Origin of the sequence: [Eubacterium] eligens ATCC 27750, from assembly GCF_000146185.1 — a bacterium.
In the GTDB taxonomy this organism is placed as follows: domain Bacteria; phylum Bacillota; class Clostridia; order Lachnospirales; family Lachnospiraceae; genus Lachnospira; species Lachnospira eligens.
Map to the genome: position 1 here is coordinate 306,328 of NC_012780.1, position 19,648 is coordinate 325,975.

Here is a 19,648-nt window from a genome sequence, read left to right on the forward strand (position 1 = left end):
TATCTATAACACGCTGGCAATGATTTTGCTGATAATAAGTACAAAATTCCTGTCAGAGTCATTCCAGCGGTTTTTATGATTAAATACATCATAAAAGAAATAGTATCTTCTGTATCTGAATTCATACCATGCACTTATAAATGCCATGATATTACTTTCTGATAACTCATTAAACAACCCTTTATGCCATGCTTCAACAGAAGGAACGATACCGATTGACATTGAATTGTTCTTTCCATATCTTGATAAAAATGCTTCATCCTTAAGAATATTGGTCATATCCGGAACTTTCTTATAATCACCACACATATATATAAGTTCAGAATTATCATTATAAATTCGTATTCCATCAATCTCAAACTGTTCCATGATATTCCGGGTAACATCCTCTATAGCATCTTTTCCTCTTGACATCAAATCAAGAATCATATCAGAAACAACACCTGACATATACTCTGAATGCTCAGATAAATCAAGTATTTTATGTATGTGTCTGCCATTATCCTGAATAGAACCATGTATTTCTTCATTATAGATAATAAAACGGTTTCTTCCTTTTTCTTTAGCCAGATATAGACATTTATCTGCTTTTTTAAACAGAATTTCATAATTATTTCCATCTTTTGGATACTCGCTGACTCCCACTGATAAAGTAACACCAAATTCATCGATTCTGCTGTCAAAAGCATACTGAAGTTCTTTTCTCATTGTAGTAAGAAGTATTCTCAAATCTTCAGTATCTTTAATATTACTTGTAAAAATATAAAACTCATCCCCGCCAAATCTGCCTGCAATCCCACGACCATTAAGATTAGCATTAAGGATAGTAGCAATCTTACTTAAAACCTCATCTCCAAAAAGATGTCCATATGTATCGTTGATACTTTTAAAATTATCTACATCAAATATAATCATATAATGAATTTTATTATCATTAGATGCCATCACTGCTTTTGTATATTCCATGCATGCCCTTTTATTAAGAAGCCCGGTTGCAGAATCAACTGCTTCACTTGTTGCATAATACGGTATTATATTATTAACATTTCCATCAGCTGTTTCAAGATATCCAGCAACTATGGGATGCTTGTTATTGGCAAAAAGACTGTCGCCATTAACCTTAAACTTATATAATTCATCATTGTTCTCACCAAGTGGAAGATAAACCATGCAGCTAAACATATTAGAACCTGTTTTAAGATAATTATAAAAAACATTAAATTCTTTTTTTTCTGCATCATTTCGTAACAGTGACAGCATTCTGTCTTTAAACTGCTCAAGAGGACATTTAACCGGTGCTGTACACTGATTACCTCTGTACATATATATAGTAAATATATCTGTATACGAGTTATAATCGAACAAATAATTACGATACACTGAAAGCAGTGTTCTGTATTTATTAATATTATCAAGACCCATAAGATATCTGCTCTCAACCGCTGACAAAAAGAAACATCTTATTTCAAGAATATTCTCACCTGAAAGCACCTTGCCATTATTAAAAATGTACATGTCTGACCAATAATATTCACCAATTCCATTTCTTAACAGAATTATAATTCTGCTATTCTCTCCTGGTTTTAATGATTCAAATGTTGTCTTAAAATCCTTCAGCTGATCAGGATGCACAATATCCAGAAAATTAATTCCAACCAGCTTCTCCACAAAATGATAAAAATGCTCATCCGCATTAATTACTTCATAATTTCTTCTAATTAAGATATCGCAATAAGCAACACAATTTTCTTTTCCAAAATGATTTTCTGATATAATCATATCCCCAATCTCCGTCCATAAAATGTTATGTATATTTTAACATGAATGCATTTAATTATCTAGGACAAATTGTAATTATTGATAAATTATTGGCAAATATATATTGCCTTGAAAAAAATGTTTTAAAAATGTATTCTATATATACATAAAGAAAATAACATATTTACAAGGTGATTATTATGAATACAGATATTAAACTTGTGGCTCTTGATTTAGACAGGACAACTCTTAATTCAGAAAGCCATCTATCAGAAGTAAACAGACAGGCATTAATCGATGCCATAAGCAACGGAGTGCATGTATGTATCGCAAGCGGACGTGCATTTGACACACTGCCTGAGGATATCATATCAGTTCCTGGAATTGAATATGCAATAACCAGCAACGGTGCAGCAATTTACAGAATTGCAGGTAAGGAATGTCTTAAATCATATCTTCTAACTCCATCGTCAGTAAAGACAATCCTTAACCTTACAGCCAATGACACAGTTACATATGAAGCATTTATAAAAGGACAGGCCTTCGCTTCAACAGAGTATATCAGACACCCTGAAAAATACGGTGCTACAGAACACTCACTTGCCTATGTTAAGAAAACAAGAATCCTAAAAGATGATATTAAAGACTTTATACTTGAACACTGTCATGAACTGGACAGTTTAGATATAGTAGTCGGCAACGAAGAATTAAAGAAAAACATAATGGACAGAATACGCAATGCAACTGACGAAGTGTACATGACAAGTTCTATCAGCCAGCTTCTTGAGATATCATATAAAGACGCCGGCAAAAAATCAGGTGTTAAGTTCTTAACAGAATACCTCGGTCTGTCCCGTGAAAATGTAGCCGCCTTCGGTGACGCAGACAACGACACAGACATGATAGAATACGCCGGAACCGGTATCGCAATGGAAAACGCCGCCCCTCACCTGAAACAAATAGCCGACCACATAACCCTCCACCACGATAAAGACGGCGTAGCATACGCATTCCGCAATATACTTAATATATGTTAATTTCAAGGTTGAAATGCGTCTGCAAAATGTGTAAAATACTATGAGATTTATTTAGCAATATAAGGAGATTAATAATGAACGAGCAGGATTGTAAGAAATTAGCAGAACTCTTATTCCCTGATGTGGATAAGACACCTGATTATTATGAGGAGAAATACCCATATAGAAAACTTCCTAATAAGGCAGAAGTAACAAGATTAGGTCCAAGCCCTACAGGCTTTATCCATCTTGGCAATCTCTACAGTGCTTTAGCTGATGAGAGAATCGCACACAAGAATGGTGGTGTATTCTACTTAAGAATTGAAGATACTGATGCCAAGAGAACTGTTGAAGGTGCTGTTGACCTTGTAATCAATTCTTTAAGATATTTTGATATTGAATTTGATGAAGGAGCAGGCTTCCCGGATTCTGACCCGGTTAATGCATACGGACCATATTATCAGACACAGAGAGTTGATATCTATCATACATTTGCAAAGGAACTTGTACTTAAAGGTCTTGCTTACCCTTGCTTCTGTACAGAGGAAGAGCTTGAGGCTGTAAGATTACAGCAGGAGACTGATAAGGTTCTTACTGGATATTATGGCAAATATGCTGTATGCCGTGACCTTTCTTTAGAGACTATCGAGGAAAATCTTAAGGCAGGAAAGCCTTATGTATTAAGACTTCGTTCACAGGGAAGTCCTGAGAATGAAATCACATTTACAGACAGCATTAAGGGAGAGATTAAGCTTCCAGAGAATATCCATGATGTAGTTCTTCTTAAGAAAGATGGTATTCCAACATATCATTTTGCACACGCAATTGATGACCACTTTATGAGAACTACTACAGTTGTACGTGGCGGTGAATGGCTTGCATCTGTTCCAATCCACTATGAATTATTCCATGTATTAGGCTTTAAGATGCCAAAATATGCACATACAGCACACCTTATGAAGTTTGATGAGGAGACTGGCGGAAAGAGAAAGTTATCTAAGAGAAAAGATCCGGAGCTTTCACTTGATTACTACAGAAAAGACGGATATCATCCATACACAATGAAGGTCTATCTTCTTACACTCCTTAACTCTAACTTTGAGGAATGGCATGAGAAGTTCCCTGACAAGGATATCAATGAATTCCCATTCTCAGTAGATAAGATGAGTGTTTCAGGTGCCTTATTTGATAAAGAAAAGCTTCATAACATCTGTAAGAATGAGCTTTCCAAGTTATCAGAGGATGATTTATATGAATTCCTTCACAACTGGGCATTAGAGAATGAACCTGAGATGGAAAAGGTATGGTTTGCTGACAAAGAGAAGTTACTTGCTATATTAAGACTTTACATGGGTGTTGGTGCTAAGAGAAGAAGAAAAGACTTCATGTATGCTAAGCAGATATTTGAACTTATCAGCTTCTTCTTTGATGGCGAGTCTGGTGAAAGAGATGAATTCAGATTAGTTGATGACGAGGTTAAGGCTATTCTTAATGATTACCTTGCAGCTTATGACCATAATGATGATAACAGCATGTGGTTTAACAAGCTTAAGGAAATAGCTGACAAGAACGGCTATGCTTCTGATATGAAGGCTTACAAGGCTAATCCGGAGAACTTCAAGGGTAATGTATCAGACGTTGCAGAGGTTGTAAGAATTGCTGTAACCGGCAGAGCTAATACACCTGATTTATGGACTATCGTTCATATCATGGGCGAAGAGCAGATGAAAGAGCGTATAAGCCGTTTCCTTTAATTAATACTAGTTTATAAGTCAACATAATAAGGAGGCTATGTAATATGTATGACCTTATGATAATCGGCAGCGGACCTGCGGGAATATCTGCTGCACTCACTGCTAAAGCAAGAAATCTTAACTTTATATGGTTTGGTTCAAGAGCACTAAGCACTAAGATAGAGAAAGCCGAGAAAATCATGAATTATCCTGGACTTCCTGCTGTTACAGGAAGCGAAATGCAGTCTGTGTTCTTAAAGCAGATTGACGACTGTGGCATTACTATAACAGAGTCACAGGTTAATTCCATATATGACTGCGGCGGTTATTTTGCAGCCGGTGCTGATAATGAGATATATGAAGCCAAAGCTGTCATAATGACTGTTGGTATGACAACAACAAGAGAGATTGAAGGTGAAGCAAGGCTTTTAGGTTGTGGCGTAAGTTATTGTGCTACATGTGATGGAGCATTATATAAGAATAAGGATATTGCTGTTATATGTGCATCACCTAAATTCGAGGATGAAGTAACATTTTTAGCAGGACTTGCTAATCATATATATCTTTTCACACCTTATAAGGAAACCACGTTACAATATGATAACATAACGCATTTTAACGGACTTCCTGCAAGTGTTGACGGAGATAAGAAGGTTGCTTCAGTAACTTTCAAGGGAGAAGCTATCCCTGTAAGCGGAGCTTTCTTCTTAAAGGATTCTATCAATCCGGGTGTATTATTATCAGGACTTGATATGGCTGGTGGACATATTATTGTTGACAGAACTCAGATGACTAACATTGATGGTGTATATGCAGCAGGTGACTGTACAGGCAGACCTTATCAGTATGCCAAGGCTGTTGGTGAAGGAAATGTTGCTGTACACAGCGTACTTGAATATCTTAAAGAACATAAAGATAATTAGTTTAACAGGAGACAATTAATAATGGGCGAGATATGGGATATCTATGATGTCGATAAACAACTTACAGGCCGTACTATGAAACGTAATGACTGGAACATGAAAGATGGGGACTATCACCTGACTGTTCTTGGCATAATCAAAAGACCTGATAATACATTTTTAATAACACAGAGAGTCTTAACTAAAGCATGGGCACCGGGGCACTGGGAAGTCTCAGGCGGTGCATGCCAGGCTGGAGAGACATCTTTTCAGGCTGTCTGCCGTGAAGTATTAGAAGAAACCGGCGTTGATGTATCACAGGCTGATGGCGGCTTTGAATTTTCTTACAGAAGAGATAATCCTGAAGAAAAGGATAATTATTTTGTTGATATCTATAAGTTTAACATGGATATTACAGAAGCAGATATACATTTACAGACAGAAGAAACTGCCGGTTTCAGATTTGCTACAGCAGACGAAATCAAGGCTATCGCTGACAGGGGAGAATTTCTTCATTACGACAGCATAAGGAAGGTTTTTGAATAATTAATTTAAAGACAGGGAGTTTTATATGCTGAAATATCTTAAAAAATACTGGCTTTTTGCCATTCTTGCACCTTTATTCATGGTGGGCGAGGTTCTTGCGGACCTCGTTCAGCCTCGTTTAATGAGCACCATCGTGGATGAAGGTGTTTTAGGTTTATCAAATAACGGTGTTGGGAATCTGAATCTTGTACTTACCGAAGGACTTAAGATGATAATATTCGTAATTCTTGGCGGATTATCTGGTATCTTATGTGGTGTGTGTTCTAATATTGCATCACAGAATTTCGGTAATGATCTAAGAAAAGACGCATTCAAAAAGATTATGTCATTCTCATTCGAACAGACTGACAAATTCTCTACAGGTTCGCTTATCACGCGAATTACCAACGATATAACACAGCTTCAGAATTTCATACAGATGAGCATGCGTGGTTTTATAAGGACATTTATGCTTTTTGCTGGCGGCATAATATGCATGTTATCCCTTAACTTAAGCTTTGGTGCAGTAATCGCGTGCGCCCTGCCGCTTGTAACCATATGTGTTATATATTTTCTTTCTAAAGCTAATCCACTTTTTTCCAAGCTTCAGCAGAAGCTCGACAATGTTAATAATGTGATGCAGGAAAATGTATCAGGCTTCCGTGTTGTCAAAGCATATGTTAAAGAAGATTACGAAAAAGAACGGTTCGGAAAATCCAATGACGACCTTGTAAATACTCAGCTTAATGTGCTGATGATTTTCTCATATATGCAGCCAATTATGAATATTATTCTCAACCTGTCTGTAGTTGCAGTTATCAAGGTCGGTGGTATTCAGGTTTCCAGCGGTTCTGTTACACCAGGTAATGTCATGGCAGCAATTACATATGTCACGCAGTCACTTAATGCGGTTATGCGAATGACTAATATGTTCCAGACTGCTTCAAGAGGTATTGCTTCAGGCAGACGAATTAATGAGGTGCTTGCCTGCGAGCCTTCTATCAAAAACGGTTCATTTGACGGAAAACCTTCAGTTAAGGGTAAGATTGAATTTAAAAATGTAACATTTGCATATCCATTAACTGGCGATAAGAAGATTCTTGATAATATTAATCTTGTTATCAATCCCGGCGAAACTATCGGTATTCTTGGTGAAACCGGCTGCGGTAAAACAAGTCTTATTAACCTGATTCCAAGATTCTATGATGTATGCGAAGGAAGCGTGCTTGTTGATGATATTGATGTAAGGGAATATAACCTTAAGAATCTGCGTGAGCGTATATCTGTCGCTCTGCAGAAAAGTGAAATATTCCAGAGCACAATTAAAGAGAACATCCAGTGGGGCCGTGAAAACGCAACTGAAAATGACATTGCAAATGCAGCTTCTATCGCACAGGCTATGGAATTTATCAGCACTTCAGCAGATGGATTTGACACTCTTGTAACACAACAGGGAACGAGTCTTTCCGGCGGTCAGAAGCAGAGAGTTGCCATAAGCCGTACAATTCTTAAACAGGCAGAGATTATTATATTTGATGATGCAACAAGTGCACTTGACTTAAAGACAGAAGCTAATCTGTATTCAATGCTTAAAAATGCATATCCGGACACTACTAAGATTATTATTGCACAGCGAATTGCCTCTGTTAAAGATGCTGACAGAATTGTAATTCTTGATGACGGACATATAAGTGCTGTCGGTACTCATGAGGAGCTGCTGAAAAACAGTGCTATATATCAGGATATATATAATTCGCAGTTGAATAAGAAGTAGGCTTTACAAAATGTAAGTTAGAATCTAATCAAGGAGATAGAAATATTATGGCTGAGGATAAGAATACTTCACAAGTTAATATGAAAATTCCCGGCATGAAGGGAGGACCTAGAAACAGGGGGGCAGCTGTCGAAAAGCCTGTCAACGGCAAGGAAACATTTATGCGCCTTATGCAGTATTTTGCTAAAGAAATACCTGTGATTATCGCTCTTTTCATCGCTGTAGTTGTAATGGTTGTATGCTCTGTCTATGCTCCAAAGCTTCAGAGTCAGGCAATTGATTATATTTCTTTAAGAAAATTTAATAATTTAAACCATATACTTATTTTCATGTTGGTGGTATACATAATATACAGTATATGTACATTTATACAGACAAGACTAAGTGCCATATTAAGCCAGAGAATTGTAAAGCATATGAGACAGGATCTTTTTGATAAGATTGTCGGCATGTCTGTCAAGTATCTTGACCAGCATTCACATGGCGACATTATGAGCCGGATGACTAATGATGTTGAGAATATCTCCAACACTGTATCACAGTCCATGAGTTCGTTATTCTCAGGTGTTCTCACTATTATTGGAACTGTCATTATGATGGTTGCTTTATCCCCACAGCTTGCATTATGTTCCTGCACAACAGTAATTCTTACTATATTTGCAACTAAGAATTTGTCTAAAGCTATGAGAAAATTCTATTCCAGACGACAGGTTCTTTTAGGCCAGCTTAATGGAACTGTTGAGGAGATGGTCACTGGTATCAAGACTGTTACAGCATTTGACAGACAGGAAAATGTATGCGGTGATTTTGATAAAACTTCCGACGAACTGACTAAGGTTGGTATTAAAGCTGAGATTCTTGGTGGTTCTATGGGACCTGTTATGAATGTCATTAACAATATCGGCTTTGTCATTATTGCCGCAGCCGGAGGATATTTTGCAATTAAAGGATATGTATCTATCGGTGTAATATCAGCATTTATCGTATATGCCAAGCAGTTTGGCAGACCTATTGACGAGCTTGCCAATATATGGGGTCAGATTCAGACTGCAATAGCCGGTGCTGAGCGAGTATTTGCTGTTCTTGATGAACCTTCCGAGGACAAATCAGGTGAATTTACAATGGATAATTCTACCGGCAACATTGAATTTAACCATGTTGATTTCTCTTATATTCCGGGGAAACAAGTATTACATGATTTCAACCTTAAGGTTAAAGCAGGACAGAAGGTTGCACTTGTAGGAAGCACCGGTAGCGGCAAGACTACTGTTGTCAATCTTCTTATGAGATTCTACGATATTGACAACGGCAGTATAACCATTGATGGTGTTAATATTAAAGATATCGACTGTGAGAATCTTAGGAAGAATACTGCAATTGTTTTACAGGATACTGTTCTTTTTGCCGACACTGTAAAGAATAATCTTCTATATTCAAGACAGGATGCAACAGATACTGAAATCATTGCTGCTGCAAAGAAGGCTAACTGCCATAATATGATTATGCATCTTCCTGATGGATATGATTCCATGCTCGCCAAAGATGGACAGAATCTGTCACAGGGACAACGCCAGTTACTATCAATTGCAAGAGCATTTGTTGCCAGTCCTAAGATTCTTATACTCGATGAAGCAACCTCAAGTGTTGATACACGAACAGAAAAAAAGATTCAGGATGCAATGACTAATCTTATGAAGAACAGAACAAGCCTTATTATTGCACACCGACTGTCAACTATTCAGGACGCTGACGTCATAGTTGTTATGGATAATGGAAGAGTTGTCGAGACAGGTAATCATGAGTCTCTGCTTTCTGCTAAAGGCAGATATTATGAGCTGTATATGACACAGTTTGCTGGAAAGGCAATCTGATTAATAGGACAAGGAGATAAGAAAATTATGGATAATCGCAAGCATATGAGAACCGAAAAGAAAACAGCCGTAAAAAACAGTTTTGGACGGCTTCTGGCTACAGGTATATTTGTACTTATCCAGGTTGCGTGGCTGGCTTATCTTTTATTATATTTTTACAGGGACTACGCATGGATTTCATTATTAAGCACATTTATTGCAATTATTCTTGTGCTTAAGATATACGGAACATCTACTAATTCAGCCATGAAAATGCCATGGATAATTGTAATTCTTGCATTTCCTATACTTGGTATACTTATTTATCTGCTTTTTGGACGTTCCATTGTTACAAGGGCGGTAAAGAAAAGGTTCAATTCAATAGAAGAATCCTATAAAAAATCTCTTTCTCAGGATGAAAACATTCTTAAAGAGGTTAAAGATAAGGATATCTATATATATAACCAGTTCCATTATCTTAGTGATCATGAAGGATATCCTGTATATAAGAATACAGATATTGAATTTTATTCTATAGGTGAAGAAGGCCTTGAAGCACAGCTTACAGAACTTGAAAAAGCTGAGAAGTTCATATTTATGGAATATCACGCTATTGAAGAGGCTTCCAGCTTTGACAGAATTAAGGACGTTCTTATAAAAAAAGCTGCTGCAGGCGTTGAAGTCCGTTTATTCTATGATGATGTAGGAAGTATCTTCTTCCTTAACAAGGATTTCATCAAGGAAATGCGTGCAAATGGCATTGACTGCCGTGTATTTAATCCAATCAAGCTTGCATTTAACATGTTCATGAATAACCGTGATCACAGAAAAATTACCGTAATTGACGGTAAGGTCGGATTCACTGGAGGTTATAATCTTGCTGACGAGTACTTTAACATAACACACCCATATGGGGAGTGGAAGGATACCGGTCTTAAACTGACCGGCGATGCCGTTAAGACTCTTACAATGCTGTTTCTTTCTATGTGGAACTCTATTAAGAAAACAGATGAGCCTCAGGATGATTATGTCAAATATATTAAAGCCTCTGACTATGGCTACAAGGCTGTTAATAATAATCAGTATGTTGTTCCTTACGCTGACAGTCCACTTAATAACAACAGGGTTGCTGAAAATGTTTATCTTAATATTATTAAGAGTGCCAAGCATTATCTTTACATTACAACACCATATCTGCTTATTACAGAAGAGATGTCCAGAGAGCTTGCAATGGCAGCAATGAGAGGTGTTGATGTTAGAATTGTAACACCTGGTATTCCTGATAAGAAGCTTACTTACAGCCTCACAAGATCATATTATGCAGATCTCGTAAGATACGGCGTAAGAATATACGAATACACACCGGGCTTCATTCATGCAAAACAGTGGGTAAGCGATGGAGAAGTATCTGTTGTAGGCACAATCAATATGGACTTCAGAAGTCTTTACCTTCACTTTGAAAATGCCGCGTATGTATATGGCAGGGAAACTGCTGCCGACATACTTAATGATTTCTACAACATTTTCAGAAGAAGTGAGGAAGTAACCGACAAGTACATCAATAAGCCGAGAATCTTGAGAATCGGACAATGTATATTAAGACTGGTTGCACCTTTGTTCTAATTAGTGTATATTCATATTTGTTATTTCGTATGTGAGATTCAGTTTTTAATTGTTTTGTCTGTGTCTGGCATATATGTTTGAACACGTTAAGAATTGCTAATTTATCGGTATTATTTTCGGCTCTTTCGATTGTTTATGTTCATTCGACAGCTGTACACTTTCGCCGTAGTTGTTCGTCTGAGACACACTCTCGATTTATTGTGAGCTGTGTGGGAGTTAATGCCGCTATATACATAAGGGCGGTGCGGGAAAGCACGTTCAAGCGAAGCGCGTTTGATTTACCGCACCGTAATAAACTTTGTAGATAGCGGCATTTACTCCCACTAAGCGAAACACTCATGAGAGAGTGTGCCTCAGACGTACATCTAGGTGAAAGTGTTCATCTGGCGAATGTACACAAACGTATGAGCCGAAAATAACACCTGATAAATTAACGCAATTCTAACGAATCGTTCAAACACATATGCCAGACACAGACAAAATAACTACAATAATGACTCACACACGAAATAACAAATATCAAGTTAATAAACATTTAACAAGGAGAAGTAATGAGAGAAGAAACTGTAACCGTGAAAATCGACCACCCATTAGGTAGCACTGATGAAGATAACCCCTCGGTGGTCTATCCTATTAATTGTGGCTATGTAGATGTCGAAAGAACAGCCGGATTTTCTGAGCTTGATAAACAGAGAGTTTATCTGTTAGGTGTAGATGTTGCCGTTGATGAATATATCGGAGAGCTTATTGCTGTAGCAAGACGCCGTGATGATCCTGAAACTGTCTGGATAATTGCACCTGAAAATATATCTTACACAATCCAGCAAATTGAAGAAATGATATATTTCGAAGAGCAGTATTACGACAGTTTTGTTGAAATAGTTGACGAGGAATTATGGGATGCCTATGATGAGAATGAAAAGCTGTTAGGTTTCGATTTAAAAAGAAGCCAGGCAAAATCTTTACCTGATGGGGTATATCATGTCATTGTCAATGTCTATACTATGACTAAGGATGGTAAGCTTCTTACGACAGAACGTTCACGAAATAAAACATACCCTCTTAAGTGGGAAGTTACAGGTGGTTCTATACTTAAAGGTGAAACAGCGGCTGAAGGTGCGGTTCGTGAGTTATATGAAGAGACTGGCATTAAGATTTCTACTGAAGACCTCATTGTACTCTACAGCTATGTGGATAAGCCTAAACATGCCATATATCACAGTTACCTTAATTTAATAGAAAAAGAAGTCCATGTTACCCTTCAGGAAGGAGAAACCATGGACTACATGTATGTTCCGTATAAGGAATTTGATGAGCTTGTTAATTCTGACAGATTCGTTCCATCAGAACAGCGACGCTATAAGAATCAGGCCGTCTTTACGATGCTTTCACGATTCATTCCTGATTCAGCGGCTTCTACATAAGCAATTCCATATGTTCCTGGACCTACATGAGTTCCAACAGAACAGCCAATAGAGCTTACACAAACATTTCCATTAACATCAGATATATAAGTAAGACTCTTATTAATAAATGTTTCTAAGGATTCAGAGCAGTTGATATGACCAAACATGAAATCTCTTGTAAGACTTAATCCGTCTTTGGTGAGCTTATCATGCATAAGTTTTTCAGCTGCTTTTTTTCCTCTTGTTTTTCCAATCACAACAACTTTTCCATCTTCAATACTTACAACCGGTGTTATATGAAGCATTGTTCCTGCAAATGCAGCCGCTCCTGAAAGTCTGCCTCCCATTTTAAGATATTTAAGCGAGCCGACAACAGCTGTAAGCTTGATGTATTTTGACATCTCTGTACATGCAGTAGCGATATCAGATACATTTACACCGGCATCTCTTAACTTGACGGCTTCTCTGATTAGAAGGGCAGTTCCAATTGATGCACTTCTTGAATCTACCATGTATAATTTCTTTCCTGTTTCTTCTTCAACGTCTAAAGCAGCAAGGCAGGCACTCTGATATGTTCCTGATAAATCAGAAGATATGAATATTCCTAGTACATCATCCCCGTCAGCAACAGCTTCATTAAATACTTTCATGAATGCATCAGGGCTTGGCTGTGAAGTCTTAGGTAATTCATCACATTCAGCAAGTCTTGTATAAAATTCCTCATGTGTTATCTCAACTCCATCTAAGAATTCTTCATCCCCAAACCTTACAGATATTGGAACAATCTGAATCCCCATCTTTCTTGCATCTTCTTTAGATATATCACATGTGCTGTCAGCAATAATTCTTAACATAATCATACTCCTTTAAAGATTTTGATATATTTTGATATTCAAAGTTTCTTGTTGAATGTTATCATTTAATTAAATAATTGTCAAGGGTATTTTGATATTCAAAGTTTTAGCAGGGAATTCTTAAATAAAAATATGTGATTTAAATATCATCATGTATTTTTTTAGTATTTATATATACACAGAATTGATATAATTAGAATATGTATAGATATATTCTAATAAAAATGGGAGGTGTAAAGAATTATGAATATTACAAAACTAGTATTGGGTGCATGCAGCACAAATGTATATATTGTTTCTTCGAATAAGAAAAATGCAATTCTGATTGACCCAGCAGATAATGCTGCTGAAATTATTAAAACAATTGAAGAAAATGGATTGTGTCTTAAATACATTTTTATAACACATGGTCATACAGATCATATTTTAGCATTAAAAGAAGTGAAAGAATATTTTAATGTACCTGTTATTATATCTAAAATTGATGCCGGACGACTTGAAGACGAAGAACTCATTAATGAAAGACCTTATGTTAAAATACCTTATAAAGCTGTAAAAGCCGATATATTAATTTGTGAAGACGATATAATTAATCTTGATGAGTTATCATTTTCTTTCTTAGGTATGCCAGGACATACAGACGGTTCAATGGCAATCATTGTTAATGATAATATTTTCTCTGGTGACACCATTATGTTTGAAAAACATGGTAAAACTTCTTTACCTGGCGGAAATGAGAAATTACTTATTTCATCAATAGAAAAAATGATGAACACTTTAATTGGCGATTATAAAATATACCCTGGTCATAGACAAGAGACATCTCTTGATTATGAACGTAAGTGCAGACTAAGTACTGTTATTACAGGTTATTAATTTTTTATCTTAATTTGCGGCTTGTAATTGTAAATAACATATTTCTTGACATATTTAAAAATAAGCATTAAAATCAAACACTTGGACAGTATCATTTACGAAATTCACATAAGAGGTTTCATCAATTATGGCAAAAGATTTAACTCAGGGCAGAATTATGCCTATGTTAATTAAATTCACAATTCCACTTATACTAGGAAATATATTTCAGCTTACTTATAATGCGGTTGACTCTATTATTGTCGGAAGATTTGTTGGAAAAGAAGCACTGGCTGCTGTTGGAATATGCAATCCAATAACTACACTCATTATTCTTTTCCTTAACGGATTATGTATGGGTGCAAGTATTCTTATGGGTAATTATTTCGGCGGTAAGAAAATGGACACACTTTCCCGCCAGATAAGTACAACTATGATATCAGGTATGATATTCTCACTTGCACTTACACTGATTGCAATAGTATTTACAAGACCTATTCTTATGCTTGTTCAGGTTGACAGATCAATTATGACACTTACAACCCAGTACTTAAGAATAATCATGTTAGGACTCATCTTCACATTCCTTTATAACTTTTTCTCAAGCACTTTAAGGGCATTGGGAGATAGTGCAACACCACTGTATTTCCTTATCATAAGTGCAGTTTTAAATGTATTTGGTGACCTTTTCTTTGTTGTTGTCCTGAAAGCCGGCAGCAACGGATGTGCAGTTGCAACTGTAGTAAGCGAGGCTCTCTGCTGTGTATTCTGCATGATATATATTAAATTCAAAGTACCGATTCTGTGTCTTGGCAAGAAGTGGCTTGTATTTGACCGCTCACTGCTTAAGAAAACTATAAGCTACGGCTGGGCATCTGCTATGCAGCAGGCTACTGTACAGCTTGGTAAAATAGGAATACAGGCTATTATTAACACTATGGGCGTTTCGGTTTCAGCCGCATTTGCAGTAGTAAACAGAATTGATGACTATGCATATACACCCGAGCAGAATATTGCACACGGAATGACAGCAATGATGGCACAGAACAAAGGCGCTGGAAGAGACGACAGAGTAATCAAAGGCTTTAAAGCCGGTATTATTCTTGAGATAATATATGGAATCTTCATATTCTTTGTATGTTTCGTATTTGCAGGACCACTTATGAAGCTGTTCACTTCGGATACTGAGGTTATAAGACACGGTGTAATCTACCTTAAGCTTATCTCTATAATGTACATACTTCCTGCCATCACTAATGGTATTCAGGGATATTTCAGAGGAATCGGCGACTTAAAGATTACACTGCTTTCAAGCTTTATCAATATGGGTGTCCGCGTGCTTGCCGCAATTCCACTTGTATTTGCGTTAGGCATGGGAATAGAAGCACTTCCTTTCTCTTATCTTGCAGGCTGGATTGGCATGCTTATTGCGGAAGTGCCATTGCTTGTTAAGAATTACAGGGCATATATTAAAAGTATAAATTAAAATCCATGCACAAAGTTATAATTGCTTTGTGCATGGATTTTTCTTTTCTCATCTTCTAAACATTTTTCAAGATATTTTATAGAAATTTTTAAAATGTGTCAAAAAATGTATGCCAAAGGTACAGGCAGATGTGTTATTATACATATTGAATTTGATTCAGGAGAATTAATTATGATTAGAAAAGAACAGCTGCGTCTATACGCAATCACAGATACAAGCTGGCTTAACGGAGCCAGTCTCATTGATGTTGTTGAAAATGTATTAAAAAATGGAGCAACATTTTTACAATTAAGAGAAAAGAATGCGACACATGAAGAAATTGTTGCAAAAGCAAAAGCAATTAAGCCAATTACACGAAAATATGGTATTCCATTCGTTATTGATGATGATGTGCAGGCGGCACTTGAAGCTGACGCTGACGGAGTACATATCGGACAGAGTGACACTGACTATATGACTGCAAGAAGTATTCTTGGAGATAATAAGATTATCGGCATGACCGCCAAGACAGTAGAACAAGCGAAAGAAGCCGAAAAACTTGGTGCAGATTATATCGGAACCGGTGCTGTATTTGGCTCAAGTACCAAAAAGGATGCTGTATACATGCCTCGTGAGCGACTGATTGAGGTTGCAGGTTCAGTTAATATCCCTGTCGTTGCAATCGGCGGTATTGATTACGACAACTGCGGTGAGCTTGCAGGCACTGGTGTTGACGGGATTGCTGTTGTTTCAGCTATATTTGCCGCTGATGATCCTGGACTTGCTACGAAAGAGCTTTACTTAAAGACTGGCCGTGTATTTAATTATCACAGGGATTTCATATTTGACATGGACGGAACTATTCTTGATTCTATGCCTTACTGGAGAAATGTTTCCAAGGAATACGCCATGCAGTATGTTGATAAGTTACCTGACGACTTTGACGAGCGTACTTATGTAATGGACCTTGATGAATGTTCTGCTTATTTCCGTGATGAATTAGGCATAAGCACCGATGCAGCAACTATGCGACAGACCGCCGTGGATATTATGACAAGACACTACAGCACAGATATTCCGGCTAAAGACGGAATGCTTGAATTAATCAGACGTGAGCATGAAGCTGGATCTGACATGTGCATATTTACAAGCTCTGACAGAGGCTGTGTTGACGCTGCACTTAACCGTCTTGGAATAACTGACTGTTTTAACAACATTTTTACAGTATATGACATTCCATATAATAAAAAGAATCCGGAAAGCTACAAGCTTATCGCTGAAAAAATGCATTTTAAACCGGAAGATACATGGGTATATGAAGATGTTCTTCACGGCATTGAATCTGCCAAACAGGGTGGATTTAAGATATGTGCTGTATATGATGAGGATTCTAAGAAGCATTGGAACGAAATCTGCGCATTTGCAGACGAAATAAGAGATATAAGAAATGATTGAGGATTAGTAATGAAGAAAAAAGTTGTTGTCGGCATGTCAGGGGGCGTTGATTCCTCTGTTGCCGCTTATCTATTAAAGGAACAGGGCTATGATGTAATAGGTGTGACTATGCAGATATGGCAGGACGATGCAACAGAAGCCGCTGAGAACGGCTGCTGCGGTATCAGCGCTGTTGATGATGCAAGGCGTGTTGCAGGTCAGCTTGACATCCCATATTATGTAATGAATTTTAAGAATGAGTTCAAATGTAATGTAATCGACTATTTTGTTGATGAATATAAAAAAGGCCGTACACCTAATCCATGTATCGCCTGCAACCGTTATGTAAAGTGGGAATCTCTTCTTAAGAGAAGTCTTGAAATAGGAGCAGATTACATTGCAACAGGACACTATGCAAGAATCCACCAGCTTCCTAATGGCAGATACACTATATGCAATTCAGTAACTGCCAGGAAAGACCAGACCTACGCCCTTTATAATCTTACACAGGAACAGTTATCACACACACTTCTTCCTATTGGTGACTATACTAAGGATCAGGTCCGTGAAATTGCATCTAAGATTGGTATCACTGTTGCCAAGAAGCCTGACAGTATGGAAATATGCTTTATTCCTGATAATGACTATGCAGGCTTTATAAAACGTGAAACAGGCTATACTTCTGTTCCCGGTAATTTCATTGACGTTAATGGCAATGTAATCGGAAGACATCAGGGTATCATACACTACACAGTTGGTCAGAGAAAAGGTCTTGGACTTGCTCTTGGAAAGCCGGCATTTGTTGTTGCTATACGCCCTGAAACCAACGAGGTTGTAATCGGTGATAATTCAGATGTGTTCTCACCTAAGCTTTATGCCAACAACCTTAATTTCATGTCGATACCTTCACTTGAAGGTGAAATGCGTGCCAAAGGTAAAATCCGTTACAGCCATGAGGGTGCTATGTGTACTATAAGAATGTTTGATGAGAATACTCTTGAATGTACATTTGACGAGCCTGTTCGTGCCGTAACACCAGGTCAGGCGCTTGTATTATATGACGGGGACAATGTACTTGGCGGTGGAACTATTATTTAATTATTTTTTAATTAATAAGGACAATATTATGGAAAAACTTATATATATGGATAACGCAGCAACTACATCAACCGCACCAGAGGTTGTGTCTGCAATGCTTCCATTCTTTACTGAATATTATGGCAATCCTTCTTCTGTATATAATTTTGCCCAGAAAAGCAAGATGGCTATTGAAGATGCAAGGGAAATTATAGCTGACAGTATTGGCGCTGCTAAAAGCAATGAAATATATTTTACAGGCGGTGGAAGCGAGTCTGATAACTGGGCTTTAAAGTCTGCTGCATTCGGACTTAGAGATAAAGGCAACCACATTATAACAACTAAAATAGAGCATCATGCAATTCTTAATACATGTGCATATCTTGAAAAGAATGGATTCGAGATAACTTACCTTGATGTTGACAGCGAGGGCTTTGTTTCATTAGAAGATGTCGAGAATGCCATCACTGACAAAACAATTCTTATAAGTGTTATGTTTGCCAACAATGAAATCGGAACAATTGAACCTGTCTGTGAAATAGGTGAGATTGCACATAAGCATGGCATTCTTTTTCACACTGATGCAGTTCAGGCTATGTGTCATGTCCCAATTAATGTCACAGAGATGAATATTGACCTGTTAAGTGCAAGCGCACACAAGTTCCACGGTCCTAAAGGCGTCGGTTTCATGTACATGAAGAATTCTGCCAAGTTAGAGCCTTTCATACATGGTGGCGCACAGGAGCGTGCAAGACGCGCCGGAACAAGCAATGTTCCAGGCATTGTCGGCATGGGAAAGGCTGTAAAGCTTGCCTTAGATACACTTGATAAAGATACACATACAATTATTAATATGCGTAATTATATTGTTAACAGGATTCTTGGTGAGATTCCTGACATTACTTTTGATGGACCTTGTATTGATGCTAATGCCGAAATCAATGCTGTTTCGGCAGGTATGCCCATGTGCAGCCTGAAGCGTCTTCCGTCTAATATGCATTTCTGCTTTAAAGATGTTTCAGGTGATTCTTTACTTATTATGCTTGACATGAACGGTATATGTGCATCCAGCGGTTCAGCATGTGCTGCAGGCTCAATCGACCCTTCACATGTGCTTCTTGCTATCGGACGAAGCAAAGGTGAAACTAAAGGTGCTTTAAGATTAAGCATAGATAAGGATTTAACCAAGGAAGATGCTGACTATGCAATAGATGCGCTGAAAGCCGCTGTTGCGAGGCTGCGTGGATAAAACTAAACATTATATCCGTAAATCCATATAATATGGTCTTATATCCAGCAATTTTCATTAAAACAAAGTGAGTTTTCCTATAAATTCATAAATATTATAAGTTTTATAGGTATATTCTATCAATTTT

Annotated in this window: 15 protein-coding genes; 13 read left to right on the forward strand and 2 right to left on the reverse strand. The window is 37.3% G+C overall.

Translation table 11 applies throughout. The features are described 5' to 3' along the window. Positions 1 to 3: 3 nt before the first annotated feature. Positions 4 to 1,779 carry a GGDEF domain-containing protein gene (locus EUBELI_RS11970; protein WP_012740628.1) on the reverse strand — a complete coding sequence of 592 codons (1,776 nt, stop codon included), beginning with the start codon at positions 1,777 to 1,779 and terminating at the stop codon, positions 4 to 6. 179 nt (positions 1,780 to 1,958) lie between these two features. On the opposite strand from EUBELI_RS11970, the gene EUBELI_RS11975 reads away from it, so the two are divergent. The 8 genes from EUBELI_RS11975 to EUBELI_RS14495 all read left to right on the forward strand — a co-directional run bounded on the left by EUBELI_RS11975 (position 1,959) and on the right by EUBELI_RS14495 (position 12,605). After that, positions 1,959 to 2,795, forward strand: a complete 837-nt coding sequence (locus tag EUBELI_RS11975) for a Cof-type HAD-IIB family hydrolase (protein ID WP_012740629.1) — start codon at positions 1,959 to 1,961, stop codon at positions 2,793 to 2,795. 74 nt (positions 2,796 to 2,869) lie between these two features. Next, on the forward strand, positions 2,870 to 4,528 hold the full coding sequence (gene gltX / locus EUBELI_RS11980) for a glutamate--tRNA ligase (RefSeq protein ID WP_012740630.1): 1,659 nt from the start codon (positions 2,870 to 2,872) through the stop codon (positions 4,526 to 4,528). A 44-nt stretch (positions 4,529 to 4,572) separates the two neighbouring features. Next, positions 4,573 to 5,430 (forward strand): NAD(P)/FAD-dependent oxidoreductase, encoded by an 858-nt coding sequence (locus tag EUBELI_RS11985; protein WP_012740631.1) that lies wholly within the window; start codon positions 4,573 to 4,575, stop codon positions 5,428 to 5,430. 21 nt (positions 5,431 to 5,451) lie between these two features. Then, a complete protein-coding gene (locus tag EUBELI_RS11990) occupies positions 5,452 to 5,955 on the forward strand; it encodes an NUDIX hydrolase (protein ID WP_012740632.1) in 504 nt (167 codons plus the stop codon). Between the two features lie 25 nt (positions 5,956 to 5,980). After that, positions 5,981 to 7,708: an ABC transporter ATP-binding protein gene (locus tag EUBELI_RS11995; RefSeq protein ID WP_012740633.1), complete on the forward strand. Its 1,728-nt coding sequence runs from the start codon at positions 5,981 to 5,983 to the stop codon at positions 7,706 to 7,708. A gap of 47 nt (positions 7,709 to 7,755) precedes the next feature. Continuing rightward, the gene (locus EUBELI_RS12000; RefSeq protein ID WP_012740634.1) at positions 7,756 to 9,579 is read left to right on the forward strand and encodes an ABC transporter ATP-binding protein; all 1,824 of its coding nucleotides are present in this window, start codon (positions 7,756 to 7,758) and stop codon (positions 9,577 to 9,579) included. Positions 9,580 to 9,606: 27 nt separating this feature from the next. Beyond that, positions 9,607 to 11,181 carry a cardiolipin synthase gene (gene cls / locus EUBELI_RS12005; protein ID WP_012740635.1) on the forward strand — a complete coding sequence of 525 codons (1,575 nt, stop codon included), beginning with the start codon at positions 9,607 to 9,609 and terminating at the stop codon, positions 11,179 to 11,181. A 551-nt stretch (positions 11,182 to 11,732) separates the two neighbouring features. Beyond that, entirely contained in the window at positions 11,733 to 12,605 is an 873-nt protein-coding gene (locus EUBELI_RS14495) for an NUDIX hydrolase (protein WP_012740636.1), read from the forward strand. Here the strand turns inward: EUBELI_RS14495 and EUBELI_RS12020 are convergent. After that, positions 12,548 to 13,441: a DegV family protein gene (locus EUBELI_RS12020; protein ID WP_049777990.1), complete on the reverse strand. Its 894-nt coding sequence runs from the start codon at positions 13,439 to 13,441 to the stop codon at positions 12,548 to 12,550. The two genes, EUBELI_RS14495 and EUBELI_RS12020, sit on opposite strands and share 58 nt — an antisense overlap. 243 nt (positions 13,442 to 13,684) lie before the next feature. Here EUBELI_RS12020 and EUBELI_RS12025 point away from each other — a divergent pair, with 243 nt between their 5' ends. The 5 genes from EUBELI_RS12025 to EUBELI_RS12045 all read left to right on the forward strand — a co-directional run bounded on the left by EUBELI_RS12025 (position 13,685) and on the right by EUBELI_RS12045 (position 19,521). Then, on the forward strand, positions 13,685 to 14,317 hold the full coding sequence (locus EUBELI_RS12025; protein WP_012740638.1) for an MBL fold metallo-hydrolase: 633 nt from the start codon (positions 13,685 to 13,687) through the stop codon (positions 14,315 to 14,317). Positions 14,318 to 14,444: 127 nt separating this feature from the next. Beyond that, positions 14,445 to 15,782 (forward strand): MATE family efflux transporter, encoded by a 1,338-nt coding sequence (locus EUBELI_RS12030; RefSeq protein ID WP_012740639.1) that lies wholly within the window; start codon positions 14,445 to 14,447, stop codon positions 15,780 to 15,782. A gap of 171 nt (positions 15,783 to 15,953) precedes the next feature. After that, on the forward strand, positions 15,954 to 17,216 hold the full coding sequence (thiE, locus tag EUBELI_RS14900; protein ID WP_322576664.1) for a thiamine phosphate synthase: 1,263 nt from the start codon (positions 15,954 to 15,956) through the stop codon (positions 17,214 to 17,216). A 9-nt stretch (positions 17,217 to 17,225) separates the two neighbouring features. Then, entirely contained in the window at positions 17,226 to 18,293 is a 1,068-nt protein-coding gene (gene mnmA / locus EUBELI_RS12040) for a tRNA 2-thiouridine(34) synthase MnmA (protein WP_012740641.1), read from the forward strand. Between the two features lie 28 nt (positions 18,294 to 18,321). Then, the gene (locus tag EUBELI_RS12045) at positions 18,322 to 19,521 is read left to right on the forward strand and encodes a cysteine desulfurase family protein (RefSeq protein ID WP_041689112.1); all 1,200 of its coding nucleotides are present in this window, start codon (positions 18,322 to 18,324) and stop codon (positions 19,519 to 19,521) included. Positions 19,522 to 19,648: the final 127 nt, after the last annotated feature.